Below are 23,439 nucleotides of genomic sequence, written 5' to 3' on the forward strand. Positions count from 1 at the left end.
AATGTTTTACAAGTTTAAATCCTATTCTTCTAGTAGAAACTTGATAAAACTTTTCAGACCTTTGGGCTGTTGATTCTTATTTTTTATTACAAAGTATATTTGGACAGGCTCTAGAAGTTCTGATATCTTGTATTCATTTTGATACTTCTGAAGTTTTGCAACATCAGAAGGTACTAAACTGATACCAAGTCCATCACTAACAGATTGTAAAATAGCCTCAAGTGAATCAAACTCAATGATACGTAAATTGTTGTAAGAATTCTTTTTGATAAATGAATAAGCGTTTTTCTATAAATGCAATTAGGATTGCTGTTTACAAGTAATGTCTGTTCATACTGCATTTTATTCGGACGATTCTTTGGTGAAATAAGGCTTACTTTTTCTGGAATTGTGTAAACTGTTTTTAATTCGCTATAATCAAACGGTTCGGTGACAAAGGCGCCATCAACTTCTCCATAAACAACCTGTTCTAGCAACATACTAGTTGTATCTGTTCTCACTTTAACATTAATTTGATTATTAAGACTAAGAAAAGATGACAATATTCTAGGGACCTTTAGAGCAGAGATAGTTTGTGTAGCACCAATTACTAGACGTTCCTGCCATTTCTCAGGGTTGATTTTTATTTTTGCTTCATTCATTAACAGGAGAATCTGATTAGCATAATCGAGTAAAATTTCCCCATCACTAGTCATAGTTACTCCTCTATTATTTCGCTTAAATAATCTAACTCCTAATTCTTCCTCTAAATTTTTAATTCTTTGACTGATATTTGGTTGTACATATCCTAGTTTCTCAGCAGTTTTAGAGATAGAATGCGATTCAGCAACATGTTTAAAGATTAATAACTCATGAGACTCCATAAGTTTCTATATCCTCCTCTGATATCATTTAAAATGATACCACACTAATTTCTAACTATTATACAACTCTAATACCTCAAAATATAATAAAAATATTAAATAAAGCAAGGAAGGATGATTAAAAATGGAACTAGTTAATAAGTCAATAATAGTAACTGGTGCTGGAACAGGAGTAGGGAAAGCAACTGCATTAAAATTAGCAAGTGAAGGTGCAAAAGTCGTTATAAATTATAATAAATCTGCAAATGACGCAGAGGATGTTGTAAGACAAATTAAAGAACAAGGAGGTTTAGCATTTTCTTTTAAAGCCGATGTTGCAAATGAAGAAGAAGTAATAAAAATGGTATCTAAAACGATTGAATTATATGGAACAGTCGATGGATTAGTTAACAATGCAAGTATTACCGCCCAAATCTCTATGGACGATTTAAACTCAGTAACAGATAAAATATGGAACGAACTTTTTGATATAAATGTAAAAGGTATGTTTTATTGTGTAAAGGCAGTAGTTCCTTACATGAAACAACAAAGGTCAGGGGTTATTATAAACATGGGTAGCGTTGCAGGAGTGACAGGAATAGGTTCATCTATTCCATATGCTGCAACCAAGTCAGCAATACATGCAATGACAAGGTCATTGGCAATTGCTTTAGCACCGGAAATTAGAGTTAATGCAGTTGCACCTGGGGCTGTGGATACAAGATGGTGGGCTGGTAATGAAGAGAAAATGTATAATCTTGCTGGAAACTTACCTCTTAAGAGGATATCAACACCTAATGATATTGCGGAATCCATTATTTTTCAAATGACTCAAAGTTCCATAACAGGACAAACATTTGTAATAGACAATGGACAGACTCTTTAAAACTTTAAACCGTAATATAAATAATGGCTAATGAAGGTCGTTAACAAAAATTAAAAGGGTGTTCGCTCTAGAAATCTCTAAAGCGGCCACCCTTGATGTAGTGGAAGCTTATTGTATCTATAAATTAACTTTTCGTTTTTTTTTATTTAGATAACTCCCTGTGCCACCATTGAATCGGCTACTTTTATAAATCCTGCGATATTGGCCCCTACGACCAGGTTGCCTGGATAGCCATACTCCTCGGCGGCTTTCACACTGTTTCGATAAATGTTTATCATAATTTCGTGTAATTTTGCATCTACTTCTTCAAACGTCCAGGACAGTCTCGCGCTGTTTTGGGCCATTTCTAATGCAGAAACCGCTACGCCACCTGCATTGGCGGCTTTTGCCGGTCCGAAGAGAACATCATTGTTCAGGAACACATCAATTGCTTCCAATGTAGACGGCATGTTTGCCCCTTCACCGATGGCTTTGACTCCGTTGGCAACCAGAATTTTTGCTGATGATTCATCAATTTCATTTTGCGTTGCACACGGCAGAGCGATATCACAGGGGATGGACCAGATGTCGGAGCATCCTTCAAAGTATTGTGCCTGCGGATGTTCCTTCACATAGTCACTGATTCTTTTTCTCTCAACTTCTTTCAGTCGTTTTATAGTATCAAGGTTGATGCCGTTTTTGTCATAAACATAACCGTTGGAATCGCTGCAGGCCACAACTTTTGCGCCTAACTGCGTGGCTTTTTCGATAGCATAGATGGAAACATTACCGGAACCGGATACAACAACCGTGTTTCCTTTGAAGTCAAGCCCCTTGTCCTTCAGCATTTCTTGTACAAAGTAAACAGCACCATAGCCTGTAGCTTCGGTACGTGTTAAGCTTCCGCCATATCCAAGGCCCTTCCCTGTTAATACGCCGGCTTCATAGCCGCCGCGAATCTTTTTGTACTGTCCAAACATGAATCCGATCTCTCTTGCACCTACTCCAATATCGCCGGCCGGAACGTCGATGTCCGGGCCGATATATTTGCAGAGTTCAGTCATAAAGCTTTGCGTAAAGCGCATGATTTCTGCATCGGATTTTCCTTTTGGATCGAAGTCAGACCCGCCCTTGCCTCCTCCGATTGGCTGGCCAGTTAAGGAATTCTTGAAGATTTGTTCAAAGCCTAGAAATTTAATGATGCTGGCATTAACGGAAGGGTGAAAGCGTAAGCCACCCTTATAAGGACCGATTGCGCTGTTGAACTGTACACGGAATCCACGGTTTACTTGTACTTTTCCTTGATCGTTTACCCATGGAACTCTGAAGGTAATAACTCTTTCCGGTTCTACCATTCTTTCAAGTATGCCATGATCTATGTATTTTGGATGTTTAGCAAACACAGGTACGAGAGAATCAAAAATTTCTTTAACCGCCTGATGAAATTCACTTTCATTAGGATTACGCTTCTTCACAGCTTCATACACTTCATTCACATAATCTTTGGCAATTTCTGTTTCCGTTTGTTTAACTTCTTGTAAAGTAGCCATGTTGTCTTTAGACCCCCTTGTTATAAGAGTGTGTGATACAAAGTTAGAAGTCTAGAGATAATCTGACATATATAGACTTCATATGCTTTAATAATTGGTAGATTTTCTTACTATAGCCTATTTTATAATTGAAAAACAATCTAAACAATATGAAAAGTAGATAATATTAATCAGTAAAGCTATCGTCATCGAACCCCGGGTTACCCGTACGATCGGTGTAATTATTCCCAGCGAACGCCAACTGCTTCCCGCAGAGAAGCTATTCCATGAGTTTCTTGGGGAGTTTTTCAGCATATTGGACAGGTTTCAAAAGTAAATGTGAAAATGGTATACGATTGCCTAAAAAGAACTTATAATAATGATTATTTAAAATAGTCGATTAAGTATCTTTCTCTTTTCACATCATTTAAGAAATAATAGGAGGACTTTATGAACAAATATGAAATCGCTGTAATTCCGGGAGACGGAATAGGAAATGAAGTCGTGCCGGCCGCCATTCGGGTATTAGATGCGGTCGCAGAAATTCACGGAGGGTTGTCGTTTCAATGGACCCATTTCCCCTGGAATTGTGAGTATTATCTTAACCACGGCCAGATGATGCCGGAAAATGGATTGGAAACGTTACAGAACTTTAATCAGATTTTCTTAGGTGCGGTTGGGATGCCACAGCTTGTACCGGATCACATTTCCTTATGGGGGCTTCTGATCAACATTCGCCGCGGTTTTGAGCAGTCAATCAATGTCCGGCCGGCTAAATTGCTACGCGGCCTAGAATCACCGCTCAAAAATCCAAAGGAATTTGATCTGGTTGTTGTTCGCGAAAATTCAGAGGGAGAATACTCGGAGGTTGGCGGACGGATTCATCAGGGCAGCGACCAAATTGCCATTCAAAACGCCGTGTTCACTCGAAAAGGAACGGAGCGGGCGATGCGATACGCGTTCGATTTGGCAAAAGAAAGAAGGGGCCATGTTACCAGCGCCACGAAATCAAATGGCATCTCCCACAGTATGCCATTCTGGGACGATGTCTTTAAAGATGTGCAAAACGATTATCCGGATTTCGGGACAGCAAGCATCCATATCGATGCGCTAGCCGCTTTCTTTGTGATGAAACCACAAATCTTTGATGTCATCGTGGCCTCCAATCTGTTTGGCGATATCCTCACGGATTTGGGAGGAGCCATTATGGGCAGTATCGGAATCGCACCGGCGGCGAATCTGAATATAGAACGAAAATATCCTTCCATGTTCGAGCCTGTACACGGGTCTGCTCCGGATATTGCAGGCCAGGGAGTAGCCAATCCAATCGGGCAAATCTGGACAGGTAAAATGATGCTGGATTTCATGGGTTATCAGGAAATTGGGGCGCTGATTCTTGATGCGATTGAAGATACGCTGCAATCCGGCGGGAAAACTGCTGACCTCGGCGGACGCGCGAATATGGCCGAAGTGACGGATATGATGATTCACCATTTAAGGAAAAGGGCGTAAAGGCGGTAAGAAGCTTCCATATACCATACATAATATCTGACATACATACAGCACAAAACCCCGCTTCCATAAAGGAAAACGGGGTTTTACTATACTTGCTATTGTTAAAATGCTGACGATTAATCTATTGAGCCGGCTGAATTACACCACATCCGATTCTTTTCCCCGAGTTGCCGGCAGGTGCGTGCGATAGTCATCCGGATTTTGATGAATCACAACCGATTTCCCGATAACGTCAGCGGTGCGAAACCGATTTGTGAAGAAGTTCATCCGGGCGTATCCATTGTTGGAGAATAAGACCGGGAAATCTCCGGGGTGATTACCGTGCGGCTGATTTGTTGGGTTCCAGTGCTCACCCGCTGCCTGAAACGGATTTGCCGGGTCGCCGACCTGACACGAACCATTCGTATGGATATGAAAGCCGTGCGGCCCAATAGGCTGTCGTCCGGCTGTTCCTGGCTGGTGAGGCGGAAGACCGTGAACTTCCACGTATACCTCGGTTCCTCCGGATACATCGGTAAATACGACAAAACCTTTCAAGTTCGGTGCCAGGGAACTGCCTTTTATGCGCGCAAACGCACGGTCAGGTACTCTATACATGTCATAAGGAGCTGGTCCTGGCGAATAAAATGCATGACTCACATACTCGTACATACAACAACCTCCATCATTTCTCTATGTTTTTAATCTGCTTTATTTTATGTGTGGGCGGAAGTTATGTTCTTGGCAAAGCAACGACTCGTTTATGCATTAACATGAAGAAATGGGAAATACTTTACCTTGATTAATCTCCGTTATAATAACCGGATAGCGAGGTGGGGTTGAAAAATGAACAATGATTTGTTTTCCTTCCATATCAACAACAAGGAATGTACAGCAGTTCCCGGTCAGAACCTTCTCGATGTTGCCAAAGCGCACGATTGTTACATACCGGATGTTTGCTACCACCCCCAATTGGGGGCACTTCAAACATGTGATACGTGCCTTGTTGAAGTGAACGGTGAGCTAGTGCGGGGATGCACCATGCAAGTATCCCAGGGAATGAATGTTGTTACTGATTCTGACGTCGTCAAAGAAGCACAGCTGGAAGCCATGTCCCGTATCTTAGAAAACCATGAATTGTACTGCACTGTTTGCGACAACAACAACGGAAACTGCAAATTGCACAATACAGCCGAACACTTGCAGTTGGAACATCAAAAATACGAATTTAGAGCAAAACCATATCCTCCTGACAACACGCATCCGTTTTACCGCTATGAGCCTGATCAATGCATTCTCTGCGGCCGGTGTGTAGAAGCGTGCCAGGATGTACAGGTCAATGAGACGCTCACGATCGACTGGAACCGTGAACGCCCCCGCGTAATCTGGGACAACGATGTCCCAATCGATGAATCGTCCTGCGTATCGTGCGGCCACTGTGTCAACGTATGTCCATGCAACGCATTAATGGAAAAATCGATGCTGGGCGAAGCCGGCTACCTAACCGGAATCGTAGCGGATGTCCTTGAGCCAATGATTGATTTAACCAAAGAAGTAGAGCCAGGATATAGAGAAATCTTTATGATTTCGGAAATGGAAGCAGCGATGCGCCAGTCGCGGATCCAGCGCACCAAAACAGTGTGCACCTATTGCGGGGTAGGGTGCAGCTTTGAGGTGTGGACAAAGGATCGCCAAATCCTCAGGATCCAGCCTACGTATGATGCGCCTGTGAATGGCATTTCCACCTGCGTAAAAGGAAAATGGGGCTGGGACTTTGTTAATAGTGAAGAACGATTGACAAAGCCCTTAATCCGAAAAGGAGATACGTTCGTTGAATCAAGCTGGGAGGAGGCGCTTGATTTAATCGCGGAAAAAATGTCCGGCATTAAGGAAAAATACGGGCCGCACTCGATCGGTTATATTGCTTCATCCAAATGCAGCAACGAAGAAAATTATATCTTCCAGAAGTTTGCCCGGGCCATTATGCACAGCAATAACGTGGATAACTGCTCAAGGTACTGCCAGTCTCCGGCTACAGCCGGGCTGCTCCGTACAGTAGGACTTGGCGGTGACTCGGGAACGATGAAGGATATTCTCAATGCTGATCTGGCGATTGTAATCGGTGCCAACCCGGCGGAATCCCATCCTGTCCTGGCCACACGCGTGAAGCGTGCTCACAAGCTGTTTGGGCAAAAGCTCATTGTAGTCGATATCCGAAAAAATGAACTGGCTGAGCGGGCTGATTTATATATTCACCCAAATCACAGTACCGATTTAATCTGGTTGTCCGCCGTCACCAAATACATCATCGACCAGGGCTGGCATGACACGGACTTTATAAGGAACAGAGTAAACGGCTACGAAGAATACGTATCGAATTTACAAAAATACACCCTTGAACATGCGGAAGAAAAAACAGGGATAGAAAAAGAAACACTGATTAAAATAGCGACCATGATTCATGAAGCAAAATCCGTCTCTATCATGTGGGCGATGGGGGTAACCCAGCACATGGGCGCGACCGATACGAGTACAGCGATCTCAAATTTATTGCTCGTTACCGGCAATTACGGCCGTCCTGGGACAGGAGCGTACCCGCTGCGCGGGCATAACAATGTGCAGGGTGCCTGTGATTTCGGAACAATGCCGGCCTGGTTCCCGGGATATGAACCGGTGGAGGACGAAAAGGTACGGGCTCGTTATGAACAGGCATGGGGGGTTAAACTGCCGGAGGAGCCCGGCTATGATAACCATCAGATGGTCGAAGGAATCCACAAAGGTGAAATCAAAGCGATGTATCTGTTTGGTGAGGAAATGGCGATCGTTGACGCCAATGCGAACCATGTAGTCAACGCATTTGAAAAGCTGGAGTTCTTCGTCGTGCAGGATATTTTCTTCTCAAAAACGGCCCGCTTTGCGGATGTTGTTCTACCGGCAGCACCCAGCCTGGAGAAGGATGGAACCTTTACGAATACCGAACGGCGCATTCAGCGTTTCTATAAAGTGTTTGAACCCATGGGAGAATCCAAACCTGACTGGGAAATCATTCAGGCCGTTGCCAATCGTTTAGGAGCGAACTGGAATTACACACATCCAGGCGAAATCATGGCAGAAGCGGCAACGCTTGCACCTTTATTTGCCGGTGTAAGTTATGAGCGGCTTGAAGATTGGAACAGCCTGGTATGGCCGGTTGCACCGGACGGTACGGATACGCCTCTCTTATATACCGATAAATTCGCGTTCCCCGATGGAAAAGCAAAATTAATTCCCGTTGATTGGACACCACCTTACCATCCGGGAAAAGAATATGATATCCACCTGAACAACGGGCGGATACTCGAGCATTTCCATGAAGGCAACATGACGTACAGGGCGGAGGGAATCCGTCACAAGGTACCATCCATTTGGCTGGAGGTATCCCCGCAGCTTGCGCAAGAGCGCGGAATAAAAGATGGTGCACTCCTGCGGCTGACTTCCCCATACGGACAGGTTGATGTACCTGCCCTCATTACGGACCGCGTTCAGGGCAACGAACTCTATTTACCGATGCACACAAGAAAAGATAATGAAATCGTCAATAACCTGACAAGCAGCTATCACGATCTCATAACCCATACGCCGAACTACAAGGAAATGAGTGTACATTTGGAGATTCTCGAACCGGAAGGGGAGAATCCGTTGCCGCGGGAAAATCATCGGTTTGGCAACCGCGTCCCACAGGTAGGTGTAAAAGTCGAAGAAAAATGGAGCCGGCCAGGATATGTTCCTGTAGTTGATACGGTGAAAAATGAGGAGGGCAACTATGGCAACAGCAATCACCAGAATTAAGAAGCAAATCCCTACCGAGGCCCAGCAGCAGGCAGAGTCGATTCAGGAAATATTGAAGGTGCTAAGCGATAATAAAGAGTCGCTTATCGCCTTCCTGGATGTTTTGAAAGAAGCAGAGAGGACCGGGCTGTTTGATATTATGCAGGGCATTCTTAAAAACAAGACTGACATCGCCAAAGTGGCTATGGAGTTCGTCAATGTCGCAGGCATCCCATCCATGATGAAAAACGGAATTGTTGCCATGCAGTTCTTAAGGAAACTGGATCCTGTCAAGGTCCATATGCTGCTAAATGGGCTGAATCAAGGCTTGGAAAAAGCTACAGCACAGAATGACAACCATACGAGTGTATGGGGAATGGTAAGGGCGATGCGGGAACCGGAAATTAATTCTTCCATTACGGTTTTGCTTAACTTCCTGCGGGGAATGGGTACAGAGTTTAATAAGAGCAATGAACAGGTAAAAAGGGAATTGCATGAAAAACCAAGCACATGATGGAGGGACAACCATTGGTAACAAAAAAAGTAAGTGTGCCGGACATGAAAGCGCAGCAGGATGCGGAAAGAATTGACAAAGTGCTAAAGGATGTGTGGGGTGTACGCCAGGTTGAAATTAACCTGCCTACGAAAGAAATTATCTTAATGTATGACGAGAAGGCGGCTTCGTATGAAGATTTTCAGCAGGCGCTTTATGAAACCGGTTTTGAAGCCCATGATTTAGGTGTAAAGTTTTAAAACAGGAAAAGGAGGCATCCGGCATGATTAAAGTATGTGAAATTTGTGGAATGCAGGAGCAGCAGGCGCAGGAAGCGGAAATGACAACGGCAGAAAAAAGGAGTCTTCATGTTTGTGAAAATTGCAGGCAGGAGCTGCAGGCTTACGAGTAAAAACAGAATAGAGGGATGACATGGCTTTTCTTACACCGCAGGAAATTGCTGAGTATGCTGCAGATACAGGTGCTCGCAAAGCAAAAATGTCAGTTCCAAACATGCTCGTTCTCGGGTTTTTAGCAGGTGCATTTATTGCGCTCGGATTTTTGCTTGATATTCGAGTAACCGCCAATCTGCCCCCGCACTGGGGGAGTTTTGGCGCTTTTCTTGGCGGGGCGGTATTCCCCGTTGGGCTCATGCTTGTCATCATTGCCGGAGGCGAACTGTTAACTGGCAACATGATGGCGCTCCCCATTGCTTACTTGTCACGAAGAATTCCGCTTGGATTGGTTCTGTGGAACTGGTTTTGGATTACCGTTGGCAACCTGATTGGCGCTCTTTTTGTAGCTTATTTCTTCGGACATGTTGTTGGACTCACGGAAACAGGACCGTTTCTTGTGAAAACCGTTGCGATCGCACAGGGAAAATTGCATGAGAATTTCGAGGAAGCCTTCTTCTCCGCAATAGGATGTAACTGGCTCGTTGCACTCGCTGTATGGATGTCGTATGGCTCAAAGGACATCGGGGGGAAAATCCTTGCAATCTGGTTCCCGATCATGGCGTTCGTTGCCATCGGTTTTCAGCATATTGTGGCGAATATGTTTGTCATTCCGGCCGCGATTTTTGCCGGCCACTTTAGCTGGGCTGACTATGTCCGCAATTTTATCCCTGTATTCCTCGGCAATGCTGTCGGGGGTGCAATCTTTGTCGCCGGCGTATACTGGTTTGCCTATATTCGGCCTGTTCAGGAAAATGTGAAATAGGAGGGAGGGCCTTTCTATGAATACTTCATCAGATATTGATAAAAATAAACTGTTTAATATTGTGAAGGAAGCCATTGTTTCGTCGACGAAGAAAGAAACATCCATTTCAACGGTAAGGCTGGGGAGCATATTCCAAACAGACTACAAAGTAATCGAGAAGTGTTTGGATCAATTTGTAGATGAAGGGAATATTGTCAGGCAGCATCATGAGGACAGCTATCCAAAAATAACATACCGGTTGCCTGAGTAGCCAGGATGTGGTATTCTTTATTTCGCTGGAGACGGAGTTGTTTTCCGTCTCTTTTCGTTTGATTTTATGGAAGCCTGCCCAGCATAAATCAAAATCAAATAATAAATAGAATAAAATTAAAATTTTCAGACCATAATGGGGAAGAAGAACTGAAAATAAAGTTATCTTTTATTGGAATGAGGAGGAATGAAAAACTATGGACTTATTAACGAAAGCTCGACGCATTAACAAAATGCTGCAGAAAACGGCGGGGCATCCGGTGAACTTCAGGGAAATGGCCGATGTCTTAAGTGAAGTGATTGAAGCGAATATTTTTATTCTTAGCCGCAAAGGAGAAGTGCTTGGCCACAGCATTGCCCAGGAAGTAAACAATGAAAGAATTCGAGAGATGCTGGAGAAGCGCCAGTTTCCGCAGGATTACACTACACAGCTTTTGCGGATAGATGAAACAGCCGCGAATCTTGATATTGATAGCCCACATACGATGTTTCCTGTTGAAATGAAGGACATCTTTAAAAATGGCCTGACAACAATCGTTCCGATTGTAGGCGGCGGTGACCGGCTGGGAACACTAATCCTTGCTCGTATTAACACTGAGTTTAACGATGATGATTTTGCGCTAGCCGAAATCGGTGCTACGGTGGTCGGAATGGAGATCCTTCGTGAACGCGCAGAGGAAATCGAGAAAGAAGCGCGCAGCAAAGCCATTGTGCAGATGGCGATGGGATCGCTGTCTTACAGTGAGCTGGAAGCGGTAGAGCATATTTTTGAGGAGCTGGATGGCAAGGAAGGCCTTCTCGTAGCGAGTAAAATCGCTGACCGGGTTGGGATTACCCGTTCCGTTATCGTTAACGCGCTCCGCAAGCTGGAGAGCGCCGGGGTCATTGAATCCCGCTCGCTGGGGATGAAAGGCACGCATATTAAAGTGCTGAACGAGAAGCTTCTTCCAGCATTAGAGAAGTTAAAGACAACGTAAACAAAGATTTGAATAGAAGGGAAGCGGAGAGGATAACTCTACCGCTTCCTTTTTTGTTTGGTAAATGGTACAAGCGTCCTTATCCAAGATGGAAAGGCAATCAGCGCTAATAAGGGAACACGGCATCTCGGAGCCGCGATTGTATTCAAAGAAAAGGCGGTTTCTCCTATTCTCCGCAAGGGGGATCGTGGCGAAGCTGTCAAACAGCTTCAAGAAAATCTAGCTGCCGCGGGATTTTCTCCGGGTGCAATCGATGGTATCTTCGGCAATGCTACCGAGAATGCCGTGAAGCAGTTTCAGCAGGACCACCAGCTCGTTGCTGACGGAATTGTTGGGCAAAAGACGTGGAGCGCACTTTAAGGGGGTTTAGAGAGGAAATTGAAAGGAAAACAAAAAAGCAGGACAGGGAGTATATGTCGCTTTAAAGTAAAAGAGAACAAGCCCGCAAGGTCAGAAGTGTTAGAAAAAAGGGAGGGCCAGTCCACGCTGACCGGCCTTCCTGACCCAAATGAACTCCCTTTTTTCCTTTTTTTATTAAATCTTGTCCAGAATGGTTTCTTTAATATAGGCCTGGATCGCATCCCCGCTCTCTAACGTAAGGGCATGTGCGGCAGCATCTTTAAGTTCACTATGGTGAAGGTGCTTGAGAAGGCGGCGAACGCGTAAAATGGACGAGGCGCTCATGCTGAATTCATCGAGGCCAAGACCAAGCAGAAGCGGAACGGCGGCTTCTTCTCCGGCCATTTCTCCACACATGCCAGCCCATTTTCCCTCTCTGTGTGCGGCTTCGATAACATACTGAATCAAGCGCAAGACAGCCGGGTTGAATGGATCATAGAGATAGGAAACATCCGGATTCATCCTGTCCGCCGCCATCGTATACTGAATTAAATCATTTGTTCCGATGCTGAAGAAGTCCGCTTCCTTAGCCAATTGATCGGCAGTGATGGCAGCTGCAGGCACTTCAATCATCATGCCGACTTCAATTTCTTCATTGAAGGGAACCTTTTCCTCTCTCAGCTCTTGCTTAACATCAGCCAGAATTTGATTTGCCTGGCGCAGTTCACGAAGTGAGGCAATCATAGGGTACATGATTTTAATGTTGCCGTAGCTGCTGGCACGCAAAATCGCGCGCAGCTGTGTTTTGAAAATATCCTGCCGGTCTAAACAGAGGCGAATGGCACGGTATCCGAGGAAAGGGTTCATCTCCTTCGGAAGATTCAGGTAAGGCAGCTCTTTATCGCCGCCAATATCGAGCGTGCGAATTACGATGGCACGGTCTTTATCCATCGTTTGCGCAACCGCCTTATATGCTTCGAATTGTTCCTCTTCATCCGGCAGTTTCTCACGCCCCATATACAAGAATTCCGTCCGGAAAAGGCCAATCGCTTCAGCACCCTGCTTGTCCGCATCAACAGCATCTTCCGGTTTCCCGATATTGGCCGCCAGCTCCACCCGATGCCCGTCAGCAGTTACAGATGTCTCGTGGACAAGCTTCATCCATTCCTCCTTCAGAAGTGCATCGGCCTGCATTTTCTTCTCATACTGTACAATCAGTGCAGCTTCAGGATTGATATGTACCTCGCCGGTTGTCCCATCCACGATAAGAAAATCACCGTCCTGAGTGTGTTTTGTCATATCTCCCAGACCCACAACGGCCGGAATTCCCATCGTCCGGGCCATGATGGCGGAGTGGGACGTGCGCCCTCCGATATCGGTAACAAAGCCTTTTACTTTTTCCTTATCCAGCTGGGCGGTATCCGATGGTGTCAAATCATAGGCTACAATAATAATCGGCTCATCGGAATCTATCGAAGCAGTATCCTTTATTCCCAGCAAATTACGCAGAAGGCGCCCGCTGACGTCCCGCAAATCGGCGGCCCGCTCTCTCATGTATTCATTATCCATGCCTTCAAACATGGCAACAAACAGGTCCTTGACATCTGCAACCGCTGATTCGGCGTTCAATAATTCGTTTGTAATTTTCGCCTCGATTTCCCCGATAAACTCGGGGTCCTGCAAGAAAAGCTGATGGGCCTCGAAAATACGCCCCTCTTCTTCCCCCATGTTCACCATTGCTTGTTGTTTGATTGTCTCTAATTGATGATGTGTCGCTTTGAGGTTGTCTTTCAATCGATTGATTTCATCTATAACGTGCTGTGGTTCGATTTTCTGGCGAAGTGCCGTGACGGTTTCTTCCAATTTTACGATAGCGCGTCCCAGGACAATTCCGTGGGAAGCAGCCGTTCCTGTATACATCACAATTCATCAGCTCCCGGTCGTTGAACGATCATGCCGCAAATGGTGCGGCATACTTGTATTTTATCGTTTTTGACAGTTTTCAACAAGAAATTATGATTATTTTTGATTGTTAATGATTATTTATGATTGTTTGTAAACGCTTTATATTGTACAATAATAAATAAGCAGGAGAATTACTACACCTTCTTTGAATGAACCAGGAAGGGAGGCCGTATGTTAACACTTGAACGCCACCAGATGATTTTGGATTTACTGCAGGAAAAAGAGATCGTCCGTATCCAGGAAATTGTCGAGGCAACAGGAGCATCTGATTCAACGATTCGGCGGGACTTAACTGAACTCGGGGAACAGAGACGGCTCAAGCGTGTACACGGAGGCGCTGCTTTGCTATCGAGCAAAACGGAAGAGCCTAGTGTTCTAGAGAAAGCTGGGAAACATGAACAGGAAAAGAAGGCCATTGCCAGGTATGCGGCCAGTATAGTTAAAGAAAAAGACTCTATTTATATCGATGCAGGAACGACAACATACCATATGCTGGATTACTTGCCTGAAAATATTATTGTTGTAACGAATGGAGTTGATATCGCACTCCAATTAATGAAGCGCAAGATTAAGACAATCCTGCTTGGCGGCGAATTGAAGCCGGGTACCCTGGCCCTTGTAGGCAGGGAAGCTGTGAATGTCATTAGCCAGTACCGGTTCGATAAGTGTTTTTTAGGGATAAACGGAGTTGATTTTAAGCACGGATTAACGACTCCTGATCCGGAGGAAGCTCACGTGAAGCAGCTTGCTCTAAGCTTCTCGGATGAACGGTTTGTGCTTTGTGATTCAAACAAGTTTTCACGCGTAACGTTCGCGAAGGTAGCTGAACTAGCGCAGGTAACCATTATCACGGATAGCAGGCTGGATGAAACGGAACGGAAATTGTACCAAAAATTAACGAATGTAAAAGTGGTGACCACATGATTTATACACTTACCTTAAACCCTTCGATTGACTATCACATATGGATTCCCCAGCTTACAGAGGGAACGATTCATCAGGTACAGAAGGAATGGAAGGATGCAGGAGGCAAAGGGATTAATGTCTCAAAGGTTCTTAAGGGACTGGGAATGGAGAGCATTGCTTTAGGGTTTACCGGCGGATTTACAGGTGCGTTTATTCAGCAGCAGGTGGAAAACATGGGGATTTTACACCGGTTTGTTTCTGTTGAAGGAGACTCCCGTATTAATGTGAAGCTGAAGACTGGTACCGAAACGGATCTCAGCGGAGTAGCACCGGCTGTTTCACAGGAAGCGTTGAAACAGCTTTTTGCGGAGATAGATGAATTGTCGGAAGGAGATTATCTCGTTCTTGCAGGAAGTGTTCCGGACAGCATCCCGGATGATATTTATCGGACGGTAGTGAAGAGGCTTGCCGGCAAAGGGGTTCGTATTTTTCTGGATGCCAAAGGGGGTGCATTGCGGAGCTGTCTGTCTGAGAGACCTTTCCTCATCAAACCGAATCACCATGAACTGGGAGAGTTGTTCGGGGTGAGCGTTGATACTCCGGCGAAGGCGCTTGAGTATGGGCGTGAAACTGTGGTGTTAGGTGCGCAAAATGTGATTGTATCGATGGCGGGACAGGGAGCTGTTTTTGTGAATGAACGTGAAGCGTACTATGCACAAATTCCGCAGCGAAAAGCAGTAAACTCGATTGGCGCGGGAGACTCGATGGTTGCGGGATTCCTGTACATGTACGAGCAGACGGGGCAGGTGGAGCCGGCTTTTCGTTTCGCCGTAGCTGCTGGAAGCTCGACAGCTTTGTCCGAAGGATTCTGTACCCACGAGAAAATTCAGCAGTTTATGCCATCCATTACGATAGATAGATTATTATAAGGCGGGGGTTGTCATATGCAAAACAAGATTCGTATTACTGAGCTGCTTACAGCGGATACCATTATTATGCAGCTGTCTGCAAAGACAAAGGATGAGGTTCTGGATGAACTCATTACCCAGTTGGATAAAGCGGGGCGTATAACGGACAAAGAATTAATGAAGGAAGCGATCCTGGCCCGTGAAGCGCAAAGCTCCACCGGGATTGGGGAAGGAATTGCGATTCCTCATGCGAAAACAGCAGCGGTTAAAATACCGAGTATCGCGTTTGGCTACTCGGAGGAAGGCGTCGATTTTACGTCGCTTGATCAGCAGAAGGCCCACCTGTTTTTTATGATCGCCGCGACAGAAGATGCAAACCAGGCGCATTTGGAAACACTAGCCCTTCTGTCTCAGATGCTGATGGACGAATCGTTCCGCCAGAAGCTGATAGGAGCGAAAAGCAAGGAAGAACTTCTGCAAATTGTAACAGACAAGGAAACGGAGCTTTCAGGGGATGAAGAGGAAAGCGTTGAACTTCCTTCCGCCGGTGAAAACAAAGTGAAAGTCGTTGCCGTAACCGCCTGTCCGACAGGAATTGCCCATACGTACATGGCCGCTGATGCATTAAAGAAAAAAGCGGGAGAAATGGGCGTAACGATTAAGGTAGAAACGAACGGTTCCGGAGGCGTGAAAAACCGGTTAACCGAGCAGGACATCGAGGAAGCTGAGGCGGTTATCGTTGCGGCCGATAAGCAAGTGGAAATGGAACGGTTTGCCGGTAAGGTTGTTATTGAAGTACCGGTAGCACAGGGAATTCGAAATCCACAGGGATTGATTGAACAGGCTCTAAAGCAGGACGGACCTGTTTATAAAGGCGGCGCAAGCTACAAGGATAAAATCGCCTCAGCTAAAGCGGAGAAGAAAAGCAAGCAGTCTGCTTTCTATAAGCATCTAATGAATGGTGTATCGAACATGCTTCCGTTTGTTGTCGGCGGCGGTATTATCATTGCACTTAGCTTCTTATTTGGAATTAAAGCATTCGACCCGAAAGATCCGTCTTTTAACCCGCTTGCGAAAACGTTAATGGATATTGGGGGCGGAACGGCGTTTCAGTTAATGGTTCCGATCCTCGCCGGTTTTATTGCGAAAAGCATTGCCGACCGGCCAGGATTTGCACCGGGCATGGTGGGAGGAATGCTGGCGGCTACTTCAGGTGCCGGTTTCCTCGGCGGAATCATTGCTGGCTTCCTTGCTGGTTATGTGGTTAATGGCTTGAAGAAAGCATTTTCCAGAATGCCGGAATCGTTGGAAGGCCTGAAGCCGATGCTTCTGTATCCTTTACTCGGGATTCTCATTGTCGGATTTATTATGGTTTATGTCGTTTCCGGCCCGGTAGCCGCCATCAATACAGGGCTCGGCGATTGGCTGAAAAACATGGGCCAGGGAAATGCGGTTATACTGGGAATTATTCTTGGGGCAATGATGGCCTTTGATATGGGTGGACCGATTAATAAAGCAGCATTTACTTTCGGCATTGCCATGATTGCGGAAGGAAACTATTTACCGCACGCCGCCATTATGGCAGCGGGAATGACCCCGCCGCTCGGGTTGGCTCTGGCGACTACATTATTCAAAAAGAAATTCACAGTAGAAGAACGCGAGGCCGGAAAAACGGCGTATGTGCTCGGCGCTTCTTTCATTACAGAGGGTGCGATTCCGTTTGCTGCTGCTGACCCCGCACGCATTATCCCGTCTACAATGGCCGGTTCGGCCGTTGCCGGCGGATTGTCCATGCTGTTCGGCTGTACGCTGCCAGCTCCGCACGGCGGATTGTTCGTGCTGCCGGTCATTGGAAACTGGCCAATGTACATCGTAGCGATTTTAGCCGGTACGCTTGTGACGGCTTTTATGGTAAATTTATTAAAGAAAAAAGTAAGTGAGTAGCATCATTTTACAGAAAAACAAGTACAAGGAGTGTTATTTTCATGGTAACAAAAACATTTATTATCCAGAATCCAACGGGCTTACATGCTCGCCCCGCCACATCATTCGTGCAAAAAGCATCCTCTTTTCCGTGTGAGGTAAACCTCATAAAGGGAGAGAAAAAAGTGAACGGAAAAAGCATCATGGGAGTGATGTCCCTTGCCGCAGGAAAAGGCGATGAACTCACGCTTGAAGTTGCAGGTGAAAGGGAGCAGGAAGCGTTAGAAGAATTAGGCAGTGTTTTAGAGAAAGTACATGAATAGCAGAAAAGCTTTTACAGAGCAGCAGCGATCCGGTGAGCGGAAGCTGCTGCTCTTTTTTAATCTTATGAAGAGTTCATTATAAAGGAATGGATAATCCATAAGGGTAGAGTGGAATACTTCTTAATGGAAAGAGAGGTGACTACAAAATGGCGACAAACAACAAAAACGCGGTGGAGCATGGATTGAATGCTGCACAGGCTCATGCGACAGACAATCAAGAACAACAGCACGTTGAGCAGTTAGCATCCCAACTGCAAAATAACCAGGCAGGTGCAACGAACGCGGTAAACGCGACGAATGCTGCAAACGCAACGAACACCACAGCTGCAACGGATGCTGATACAAACACACAAGCTTAAGAATTTAAGGCAGGTACAAGGCGGATAGTCTATCTATCCGTCTTTATATATATGGTAAACTGTTTATATATTCGAACAGAAAAGAAGGGAAAAGAAAGTGAACCGATTGTCTATTATTCCCTGTGGAAAAAAGAAAATATGGGATAGGGTCCCTGAAGCTGGAGCCAGGCGGGCGCAGGAAGTATACATAGGAACGTTTGGAAAGGCATGCCAGGCGTATGCAGCTCAGTTTTTCGATGTGTGGGTCATATTGTCGGCAAAACACGGTTTTTTGTTTCCCGATGATATTGTACCGGAAAATTACGATCTATCTTTTGACTCGGGAAGTTCAGACGTTATAAGTATAGATAACCTGAAAAAGCAAATGGCAGAAAGAGGACTGGAAAGCTACGATGAAATTACCGTTCTTGGCGGTAAAAAATACAGAAAGGTAGTGGAACAGCTGTATAATCCTGACAGCCTGAAGTATCCGTTGCGGGATTGCAAAGGAATTGGCTACATGGTGCAGAAGCTAAATAAAGCGGTGCAGGAAGGAAAAGAAATCTGATTTAAATGTTAAGAATAGTAAGTAATCAGCCGATACTAATTTTAAGGGGGGGGAGTGTACCATGATGAAATACGGTAATGTTATCGATATCCATTCTGTGATAAAGAGGCGCCGGTACAAACGAATAAAAAAACGCTCCCTTTTATGCTGCTATGTATGTATCCTGATTACTTTCATTATCTTCCTATCCTACACTTATATGCTCCATGTCGATGATGAACAAATTTCTGCTTTCATTCTTCCTAAATACTAGCCTGTGAGCGTAAAAAAGAACTGCCGGTAAGGCAGTCCCTTTTAATAATACGGTGATATCATGAGGTAAACGAGCACACCGGTAAAGCTGACGTAAAGCCAGAGTGGCATCGTCCAGCGTGCGATTTTGCGGTGTTTCTCGACCTGCATGTTTAGCCCGCGTGTTACGGTTATAAGCGCAAGCGGCACGATAGCCGCAGATAGCACAATATGGGTGATCAAGATGAAGTAATAAATCGGGCGCAGAATGCCTTGTCCACCGTAGTGTGTGTTAGGCGCAAGCGCGTGGTATGTCACATACGAAATTAAAAATATCGCTGTCGTCGTAAACGCTGCAAAGATGTAGCGGCGGTGACGCTGGATATTCTTTTGTTTAATCGACACAAGCGCGGCGATTAGGAAAATGAAGGTAAAGCTGTTACATATGGCATTTAAGAAAGGTAAAAACGTTAGATTTACACCGCCCATTCCTTCGTATTTCGGCATGAAATAGAGGATGGCAACGATCGCGTTGATGGCAATCGTGAGTGCGACGATAACAGCTGTATAATTACGCTGTTTTACTTGATGGTGTTCCACATAATCACTCCTTTATAGTGTTTATTTTACAGCAGTGTTTTATTTTTCACCATTTTAAATGAGTAAAACGAACAATCTTTAATCGATTGTTCGTTATTTTGTAAAATTTAACCGGATTTTTTTCCCATATTTCACATACTAGTATCTCCTAAAATGAAACAGCCAAACCATTAATGAATGGGGAAGCAAACATTAAAGCTCCTGCCATACCCGGCAGGAGCTGATTTTATGAGCGATTTGTAACGCTCCCCGTTCTCTGCAGCTTATTCCACCCTACAGCAATCCCTTTAATAGCGGAAATGATTGATTTTACTACGACATAGGTCATTAGCTGCCTGTAAACGACTCGCTGCAGAAAGAGCCAGGCAAGCGGACCGGCGTTTTCCTTCTCAAGGCGGAAGGAATACAGGGAAGCTGCAAAATCAACGAGGAGGAACACAAGGTAGAAAGCAAGCGTTTTACCGGGCTGAATCCCGAACAGACCCATAACAAAGAGGATGTCTGCGATGGGCGACAGAACCTGGAAGATATACTGAAACAACCACATATTTGGAAGTGCAACAAAGCCCAGTGATGTGTGCTTGCGGTTCAGGAGAGCCTCCCTGTGCTTCCATAAGCATTGCAAGGTTCCGTACGTCCAGCGATACCTCTGCTTCAGCAGGCTTTTGACATCTGCGGGTGATTCCGTGTAAGCATAAGCCTTTTCTTCAAATGCGATGCGGTAACCATTGCGCAGCAGCGTTAATGTGATGTCTGTATCTTCTGCGAGTGTATCCTCCTGAAAATAGCCGGATTCAATGACAGCCCGCTTGCGCCAGGCGCCGATGGCTCCCGGTACAACCGTAATGCAGTTAAGTTCGGCAAATGCCCGCCTTTCAAGATTAAACCCTGTTACATACTCTACATGCTGCCAGAGCGTAAGCAGGTTATGAATATTTCCGACTTTTACATTGCCGGATACGGCGGCCACTTTCGGATCCGCCATATGACGGACAAGCAGCGCAATGGCGTCCGCTGCAAGGACAGTATCCGCATCAAGAGCTACAATAATTTCTCCGTTCGCTTCACGGAAGCCTCTGTTCACGGCTGAGGATTTTCCGCCATTTTCCTTTGTAATGAGCCTTACCTGCGGGTGGCTGCGGAATGAAGCCTTCACTGCGTCAGAAGTCTGGTCGGTTGAGCCGTCGTTAACAACAATGATTTCGAAAGACGGATAATGGCTCTGCAGAATAGACTGTATTGTTTTGCAAATGACCTTTTCTTCATTATAAGCCGCAATGACGACGCTCACGAAAGGCTTGAAGGAAGCATTCGAAGGCAAGGTATGATACTTCTGTTTTTGCTTTGCAGCCAGGAAAATCAGGAGGACGAAACGGAATATCCCGATAATAATGGCCAGGTAAAATATAAACGCCATCCCTTTTTGCCAGCCTGAAATCGCAGTGAAAACCGCTTTATCATACGTCATAAAGGTACTCTCCGCATGGGGGATGGGAGGCATTATCTCTTCTTTCTTCTTCCCGAGTAAATCGCTGACCGTGACAAAGCTGTACCCCTTGTGCTGCAGCGTTTCAATGATTTTCGGCAAGGCCTCCACCGTGCCAGAGCGGTCACCCCCGGCATCATGCAGAAGAATGATATTGCCGTCGGGAAGTTCCTTCATTACGCGCCGCACGATTTCATCGCTTGCAGGCATTTGCCAGTCTTCCGGATCGATCGCCTCCCCAACCATGGTGTACCCCATCTGCTGTGCCCGCAAAATCGGCAGCAGCTCCGCCGGTGTGGAGGGGGATGAGTCGGCCACATATGGCGGGCGGAAGAGCGTCATGGAGTGTCCGGTCATCTCCTGAAATAACCGCTGGTTAGCGTTCAGTTCCATTTTTGTCCGCATTGGAGAAACTGCTGCTACATTCGGATGCGTAAACGTGTGGCTGCCTATTTCATGTCCTTCTCTGTACAATCGTGTCACGATGTCCTGGCTAACCTGCGCATTTTCCCCAACAATAAAGAAGGAGCCTTTGATTTTATAGCGATCCAGGATATCAAGGATTTTTGGCGTGTATATCGGATCAGGGCCGTCGTCAAACGTTAAGACAATCTGCTTTCCTTTCGGTTTTCCGAACCGCTCCACTTCATAAGGAACCGGATAGGCGGTATAGGACTCGTTGGACAGTGTCCCGTCTTCATCTACCTGGAATGCCCGCTTTCCTTCCCTCGCAGCAGAAATAATACGCAATACCTCACCGGCCCCGGAATAATGAACGGGATCAGGGCTTATGACGGTATGGAGAGAAGGTACACTGTCTTTTATGTGACCTACGGAATGAAGTGCGTTCCAAACGGATGGATCCTCTGAGCCAAGACGCCAGAGCGCCACTCCCTTTGCACCTGAATCCAGGGAAGCTTTCACCTGATTGTATAAGGATACACCGTCTAAAAACCAGACAATATGCCGGTCTTCGCCTTCCTTATACCGCATGTATGGATTTTGGGCCGCCTCATCCCACTGAATTTTCAGCTTTGAAGCAGTGGCCGTCTGCATGATATCGCCAAATGTCACCACATCTGCCGGCTGGCTGCTGTTTTCTACCCAGTCATATCCATAGCTTCCCAGACTGACAATGAGTTTTTCCGGGGGAATATCCAGCTGTTCCAGCGATTTTACAAACCAGGAGGCAGAAGCGATCGGTCCCGGTTTGCCGTTCTGGTAATGCTCGTCATACAGCATGATGATCATACGGTCCGTTACCTTAGAAAGCGCACCGTAGTCGAAGGCATTATCGCTTGCCGGAACATCCTGTGTGACCTGGAGACCGTTCGCATGAAATTGCGCATACAGTTCGGACATGAAGATTGTAAGATTATCCTGGTCTTCTGGCTTTACCATTTCAAAGTCAATATTGATTCCCGCATACCCGTTGCTTTTCACCATCCTATACAGCTGGCGGACGAGCTGTGTACGCTTTGCGGGAGAGATAAGTATCGTATGTAGAAGTGCATCATTCCATTTTTCGCCTGTGAAGTTATTTATAAGAGGCATTACTTTCACATTGTTGATTTGCGCTATGTTTCGGATTTCCTTCTGGCTTTCATCCTGCAGCGTCATGTCACGATTCAGGTGATACCATTCGGGAATCAGAACGCTGAGGGAGCGAATGTTTTTTTTCAAAGATATTTTACTGTTTTCATCCCAGTTGACATAGAATCCGTATACTTCTCCCTGCCCTGTTTTTTCTAGAGGAGCCTGCTTTTTATGGCTGTTGAAACCGAATTGGGATGCCGAATTTACTTTCTCCTCCTGCTTTAGCTGTGCAATCAATGTACGCTCATTTATTTTTTCAACAATCGGGCTTATCAGGTGGATTTTATTTGCCCCGAGTGCAAGCTGCGGAAGAAGCGGATCAGAATTCAGGCTCGCGCCAAAGATATAGACGATAATAAGAGATGGGAAGAGGACAAGAAAAGAGAACCGTTTTAATAGGGCCCACCGCCGGCCGGAATCATCGTAAAAAACAAAACCATTCTTTGCTGCTGTCTCCCTGCCCGTTCGTTTGCCCCGGTGAAACCAAATGAACAGGGGGGAGAATAGGAATGATAGGAGAATCCCGGTGGCTACATTTCCCGCGGAATAAAACTGCATGTGAAAAATAGGGAAAATAAGAGAGAAGCTCGTTCCAATGAATAAAGCCGCTATATTCGAGCGAAGCAGCAGGAGCACGAGCAGGAAGCCTGTCCAGCGAATGCCAAAGGCAGGCAGCATTCCGAGGAATATACCTGCCGACCCCGCAGCTGCCATGTGATAGGGTGAGCGTATGGAAAATAAAGAGGAACAGAGCCTTCGTAAGAAACGGATGATCATTCGGA

The 23,439-nt window shown here is 45.7% G+C and carries 22 protein-coding genes and 1 pseudogene; 16 read left to right on the top strand and 7 right to left on the bottom strand.

Translation table 11 applies throughout. The features are described 5' to 3' along the window. Positions 1-21: 21 nt before the first annotated feature. Positions 22-270 carry a LysR family transcriptional regulator substrate-binding protein gene (locus MBEAL2_RS33970; RefSeq protein WP_369405495.1) on the bottom strand — a complete coding sequence of 83 codons (249 nt, stop codon included), beginning with the start codon at positions 268-270 and terminating at the stop codon, positions 22-24. Continuing rightward, positions 174-863, bottom strand: a complete 690-nt coding sequence (locus MBEAL2_RS10660; protein WP_369405490.1) for a LysR family transcriptional regulator — start codon at positions 861-863, stop codon at positions 174-176. The genes MBEAL2_RS33970 and MBEAL2_RS10660 overlap by 97 nt, the downstream gene beginning before the upstream one ends. Before the next feature lie 124 nt (positions 864-987). Here MBEAL2_RS10660 and MBEAL2_RS10665 point away from each other — a divergent pair, with 124 nt between their 5' ends. Further along, positions 988-1,728: an SDR family NAD(P)-dependent oxidoreductase gene (locus tag MBEAL2_RS10665; RefSeq protein ID WP_047152295.1), complete on the top strand. Its 741-nt coding sequence runs from the start codon at positions 988-990 to the stop codon at positions 1,726-1,728. A 146-nt stretch (positions 1,729-1,874) separates the two neighbouring features. Here MBEAL2_RS10665 and gdhA read toward each other — a convergent pair whose 3' ends face one another. Continuing rightward, positions 1,875-3,257 (bottom strand): NADP-specific glutamate dehydrogenase, encoded by a 1,383-nt coding sequence (gene gdhA / locus MBEAL2_RS10670; protein WP_047152296.1) that lies wholly within the window; start codon positions 3,255-3,257, stop codon positions 1,875-1,877. A 429-nt stretch (positions 3,258-3,686) separates the two neighbouring features. On the opposite strand from gdhA, the gene MBEAL2_RS10675 reads away from it, so the two are divergent. Further along, positions 3,687-4,748, top strand: a complete 1,062-nt coding sequence (locus tag MBEAL2_RS10675; RefSeq protein WP_047152297.1) for a tartrate dehydrogenase — start codon at positions 3,687-3,689, stop codon at positions 4,746-4,748. A 124-nt stretch (positions 4,749-4,872) separates the two neighbouring features. Here the strand turns inward: MBEAL2_RS10675 and MBEAL2_RS10680 are convergent. Further along, positions 4,873-5,402: pseudogene (locus MBEAL2_RS10680) on the bottom strand (superoxide dismutase family protein). Between the two features lie 174 nt (positions 5,403-5,576). On the opposite strand from MBEAL2_RS10680, the gene fdhF reads away from it, so the two are divergent. The 8 genes from fdhF (at position 5,577) to MBEAL2_RS10715 (ending at position 11,834) form a co-directional block, all read left to right on the top strand. Further along, positions 5,577-8,558: a formate dehydrogenase subunit alpha gene (fdhF, locus tag MBEAL2_RS10685; RefSeq protein WP_047152298.1), complete on the top strand. Its 2,982-nt coding sequence runs from the start codon at positions 5,577-5,579 to the stop codon at positions 8,556-8,558. Further along, positions 8,533-9,051, top strand: coding sequence for a helical membrane plugin domain-containing protein (locus tag MBEAL2_RS10690; protein WP_047152299.1), 519 nt, complete (start codon positions 8,533-8,535; stop codon positions 9,049-9,051). Before fdhF ends, MBEAL2_RS10690 begins: the two co-directional genes overlap by 26 nt. A gap of 14 nt (positions 9,052-9,065) precedes the next feature. Beyond that, a complete protein-coding gene (locus MBEAL2_RS10695) occupies positions 9,066-9,290 on the top strand; it encodes a heavy-metal-associated domain-containing protein (RefSeq protein WP_052947656.1) in 225 nt (74 codons plus the stop codon). 23 nt (positions 9,291-9,313) lie between these two features. Beyond that, positions 9,314-9,442 carry a hypothetical protein gene (locus MBEAL2_RS33590; RefSeq protein ID WP_269082465.1) on the top strand — a complete coding sequence of 43 codons (129 nt, stop codon included), beginning with the start codon at positions 9,314-9,316 and terminating at the stop codon, positions 9,440-9,442. A gap of 20 nt (positions 9,443-9,462) precedes the next feature. Continuing rightward, the gene (locus tag MBEAL2_RS10700; protein ID WP_047152300.1) at positions 9,463-10,248 is read left to right on the top strand and encodes a formate/nitrite transporter family protein; all 786 of its coding nucleotides are present in this window, start codon (positions 9,463-9,465) and stop codon (positions 10,246-10,248) included. Between the two features lie 16 nt (positions 10,249-10,264). Further along, positions 10,265-10,498: a hypothetical protein gene (locus MBEAL2_RS10705; RefSeq protein ID WP_047152301.1), complete on the top strand. Its 234-nt coding sequence runs from the start codon at positions 10,265-10,267 to the stop codon at positions 10,496-10,498. Positions 10,499-10,694: 196 nt separating this feature from the next. Next, positions 10,695-11,474 carry a GTP-sensing pleiotropic transcriptional regulator CodY gene (gene codY, locus MBEAL2_RS10710; protein WP_047152302.1) on the top strand — a complete coding sequence of 260 codons (780 nt, stop codon included), beginning with the start codon at positions 10,695-10,697 and terminating at the stop codon, positions 11,472-11,474. 57 nt (positions 11,475-11,531) lie between these two features. Then, the gene (locus MBEAL2_RS10715) at positions 11,532-11,834 is read left to right on the top strand and encodes a peptidoglycan-binding domain-containing protein (protein ID WP_052947657.1); all 303 of its coding nucleotides are present in this window, start codon (positions 11,532-11,534) and stop codon (positions 11,832-11,834) included. Positions 11,835-12,008: 174 nt separating this feature from the next. Here the strand turns inward: MBEAL2_RS10715 and ptsP are convergent, their stop codons facing one another. After that, complete coding sequence (gene ptsP, locus MBEAL2_RS10720) at positions 12,009-13,733, bottom strand: phosphoenolpyruvate--protein phosphotransferase (protein ID WP_439644855.1); 1,725 nt, start codon at positions 13,731-13,733, stop codon at positions 12,009-12,011. 216 nt (positions 13,734-13,949) lie between these two features. On the opposite strand from ptsP, the gene MBEAL2_RS10725 reads away from it, so the two are divergent. From MBEAL2_RS10725 to MBEAL2_RS10750, 6 genes are all read left to right on the top strand, one after another. Then, the gene (locus MBEAL2_RS10725) at positions 13,950-14,702 is read left to right on the top strand and encodes a DeoR/GlpR family DNA-binding transcription regulator (RefSeq protein ID WP_047152304.1); all 753 of its coding nucleotides are present in this window, start codon (positions 13,950-13,952) and stop codon (positions 14,700-14,702) included. Then, the gene (gene pfkB, locus MBEAL2_RS10730) at positions 14,699-15,613 is read left to right on the top strand and encodes a 1-phosphofructokinase (protein ID WP_047152305.1); all 915 of its coding nucleotides are present in this window, start codon (positions 14,699-14,701) and stop codon (positions 15,611-15,613) included. The genes MBEAL2_RS10725 and pfkB overlap by 4 nt, the downstream gene beginning before the upstream one ends. Before the next feature lie 15 nt (positions 15,614-15,628). Next, the gene (locus tag MBEAL2_RS10735; RefSeq protein ID WP_047152306.1) at positions 15,629-17,536 is read left to right on the top strand and encodes a PTS fructose transporter subunit IIABC; all 1,908 of its coding nucleotides are present in this window, start codon (positions 15,629-15,631) and stop codon (positions 17,534-17,536) included. 41 nt (positions 17,537-17,577) lie between these two features. After that, positions 17,578-17,838 carry an HPr family phosphocarrier protein gene (locus tag MBEAL2_RS10740; RefSeq protein WP_047152307.1) on the top strand — a complete coding sequence of 87 codons (261 nt, stop codon included), beginning with the start codon at positions 17,578-17,580 and terminating at the stop codon, positions 17,836-17,838. A 146-nt stretch (positions 17,839-17,984) separates the two neighbouring features. Continuing rightward, complete coding sequence (locus MBEAL2_RS10745) at positions 17,985-18,197, top strand: hypothetical protein (RefSeq protein WP_047152308.1); 213 nt, start codon at positions 17,985-17,987, stop codon at positions 18,195-18,197. A gap of 97 nt (positions 18,198-18,294) precedes the next feature. Next, complete coding sequence (locus tag MBEAL2_RS10750; protein WP_047152309.1) at positions 18,295-18,744, top strand: DUF6884 domain-containing protein; 450 nt, start codon at positions 18,295-18,297, stop codon at positions 18,742-18,744. A 294-nt stretch (positions 18,745-19,038) separates the two neighbouring features. Here MBEAL2_RS10750 and MBEAL2_RS10760 read toward each other — a convergent pair whose 3' ends face one another. Both MBEAL2_RS10760 and MBEAL2_RS10765 read right to left on the bottom strand, forming a co-directional pair. Further along, positions 19,039-19,575, bottom strand: a complete 537-nt coding sequence (locus tag MBEAL2_RS10760) for a DUF420 domain-containing protein (RefSeq protein ID WP_047152311.1) — start codon at positions 19,573-19,575, stop codon at positions 19,039-19,041. Positions 19,576-19,801: 226 nt separating this feature from the next. Beyond that, positions 19,802-23,434, bottom strand: coding sequence for a trifunctional glycoside hydrolase family 18/polysaccharide deacetylase/glycosyltransferase family 2 protein (locus MBEAL2_RS10765; RefSeq protein WP_236692756.1), 3,633 nt, complete (start codon positions 23,432-23,434; stop codon positions 19,802-19,804). Positions 23,435-23,439 lie beyond the last annotated feature (5 nt).

It is taken from the genome of Aneurinibacillus tyrosinisolvens (assembly GCF_001015055.1).
In the GTDB taxonomy this organism is placed as follows: domain Bacteria; phylum Bacillota; class Bacilli; order Aneurinibacillales; family Aneurinibacillaceae; genus Aneurinibacillus_A; species Aneurinibacillus_A tyrosinisolvens.

Bases quoted from the DNA above. Each gene is read 5' to 3' on its own strand.
- MBEAL2_RS10660 (WP_369405490.1), bottom strand. From the start codon at position 863: ATGGAGTCTCATGAGTTATTAATCTTTAAACATGTTGCTGAATCGCAT.
- MBEAL2_RS10665 (WP_047152295.1), top strand. From the start codon at position 988: ATGGAACTAGTTAATAAGTCAATAATAGTAACTGGTGCTGGAACAGGA.
- gdhA (WP_047152296.1), bottom strand. From the start codon at position 3,257: ATGGCTACTTTACAAGAAGTTAAACAAACGGAAACAGAAATTGCCAAA.
- MBEAL2_RS10675 (WP_047152297.1), top strand. From the start codon at position 3,687: ATGAACAAATATGAAATCGCTGTAATTCCGGGAGACGGAATAGGAAAT.
- fdhF (WP_047152298.1), top strand. From the start codon at position 5,577: ATGAACAATGATTTGTTTTCCTTCCATATCAACAACAAGGAATGTACA.
- MBEAL2_RS10690 (WP_047152299.1), top strand. From the start codon at position 8,533: ATGGCAACAGCAATCACCAGAATTAAGAAGCAAATCCCTACCGAGGCC.
- MBEAL2_RS33590 (WP_269082465.1), top strand. From the start codon at position 9,314: ATGATTAAAGTATGTGAAATTTGTGGAATGCAGGAGCAGCAGGCGCAG.
- MBEAL2_RS10700 (WP_047152300.1), top strand. From the start codon at position 9,463: ATGGCTTTTCTTACACCGCAGGAAATTGCTGAGTATGCTGCAGATACA.
- MBEAL2_RS10705 (WP_047152301.1), top strand. From the start codon at position 10,265: ATGAATACTTCATCAGATATTGATAAAAATAAACTGTTTAATATTGTG.
- codY (WP_047152302.1), top strand. From the start codon at position 10,695: ATGGACTTATTAACGAAAGCTCGACGCATTAACAAAATGCTGCAGAAA.
- ptsP (WP_439644855.1), bottom strand. From the start codon at position 13,733: ATGTATACAGGAACGGCTGCTTCCCACGGAATTGTCCTGGGACGCGCT.
- MBEAL2_RS10725 (WP_047152304.1), top strand. From the start codon at position 13,950: ATGTTAACACTTGAACGCCACCAGATGATTTTGGATTTACTGCAGGAA.
- pfkB (WP_047152305.1), top strand. From the start codon at position 14,699: ATGATTTATACACTTACCTTAAACCCTTCGATTGACTATCACATATGG.
- MBEAL2_RS10735 (WP_047152306.1), top strand. From the start codon at position 15,629: ATGCAAAACAAGATTCGTATTACTGAGCTGCTTACAGCGGATACCATT.
- MBEAL2_RS10740 (WP_047152307.1), top strand. From the start codon at position 17,578: ATGGTAACAAAAACATTTATTATCCAGAATCCAACGGGCTTACATGCT.
- MBEAL2_RS10745 (WP_047152308.1), top strand. From the start codon at position 17,985: ATGGCGACAAACAACAAAAACGCGGTGGAGCATGGATTGAATGCTGCA.
- MBEAL2_RS10765 (WP_236692756.1), bottom strand. From the start codon at position 23,434: ATGATCATCCGTTTCTTACGAAGGCTCTGTTCCTCTTTATTTTCCATA.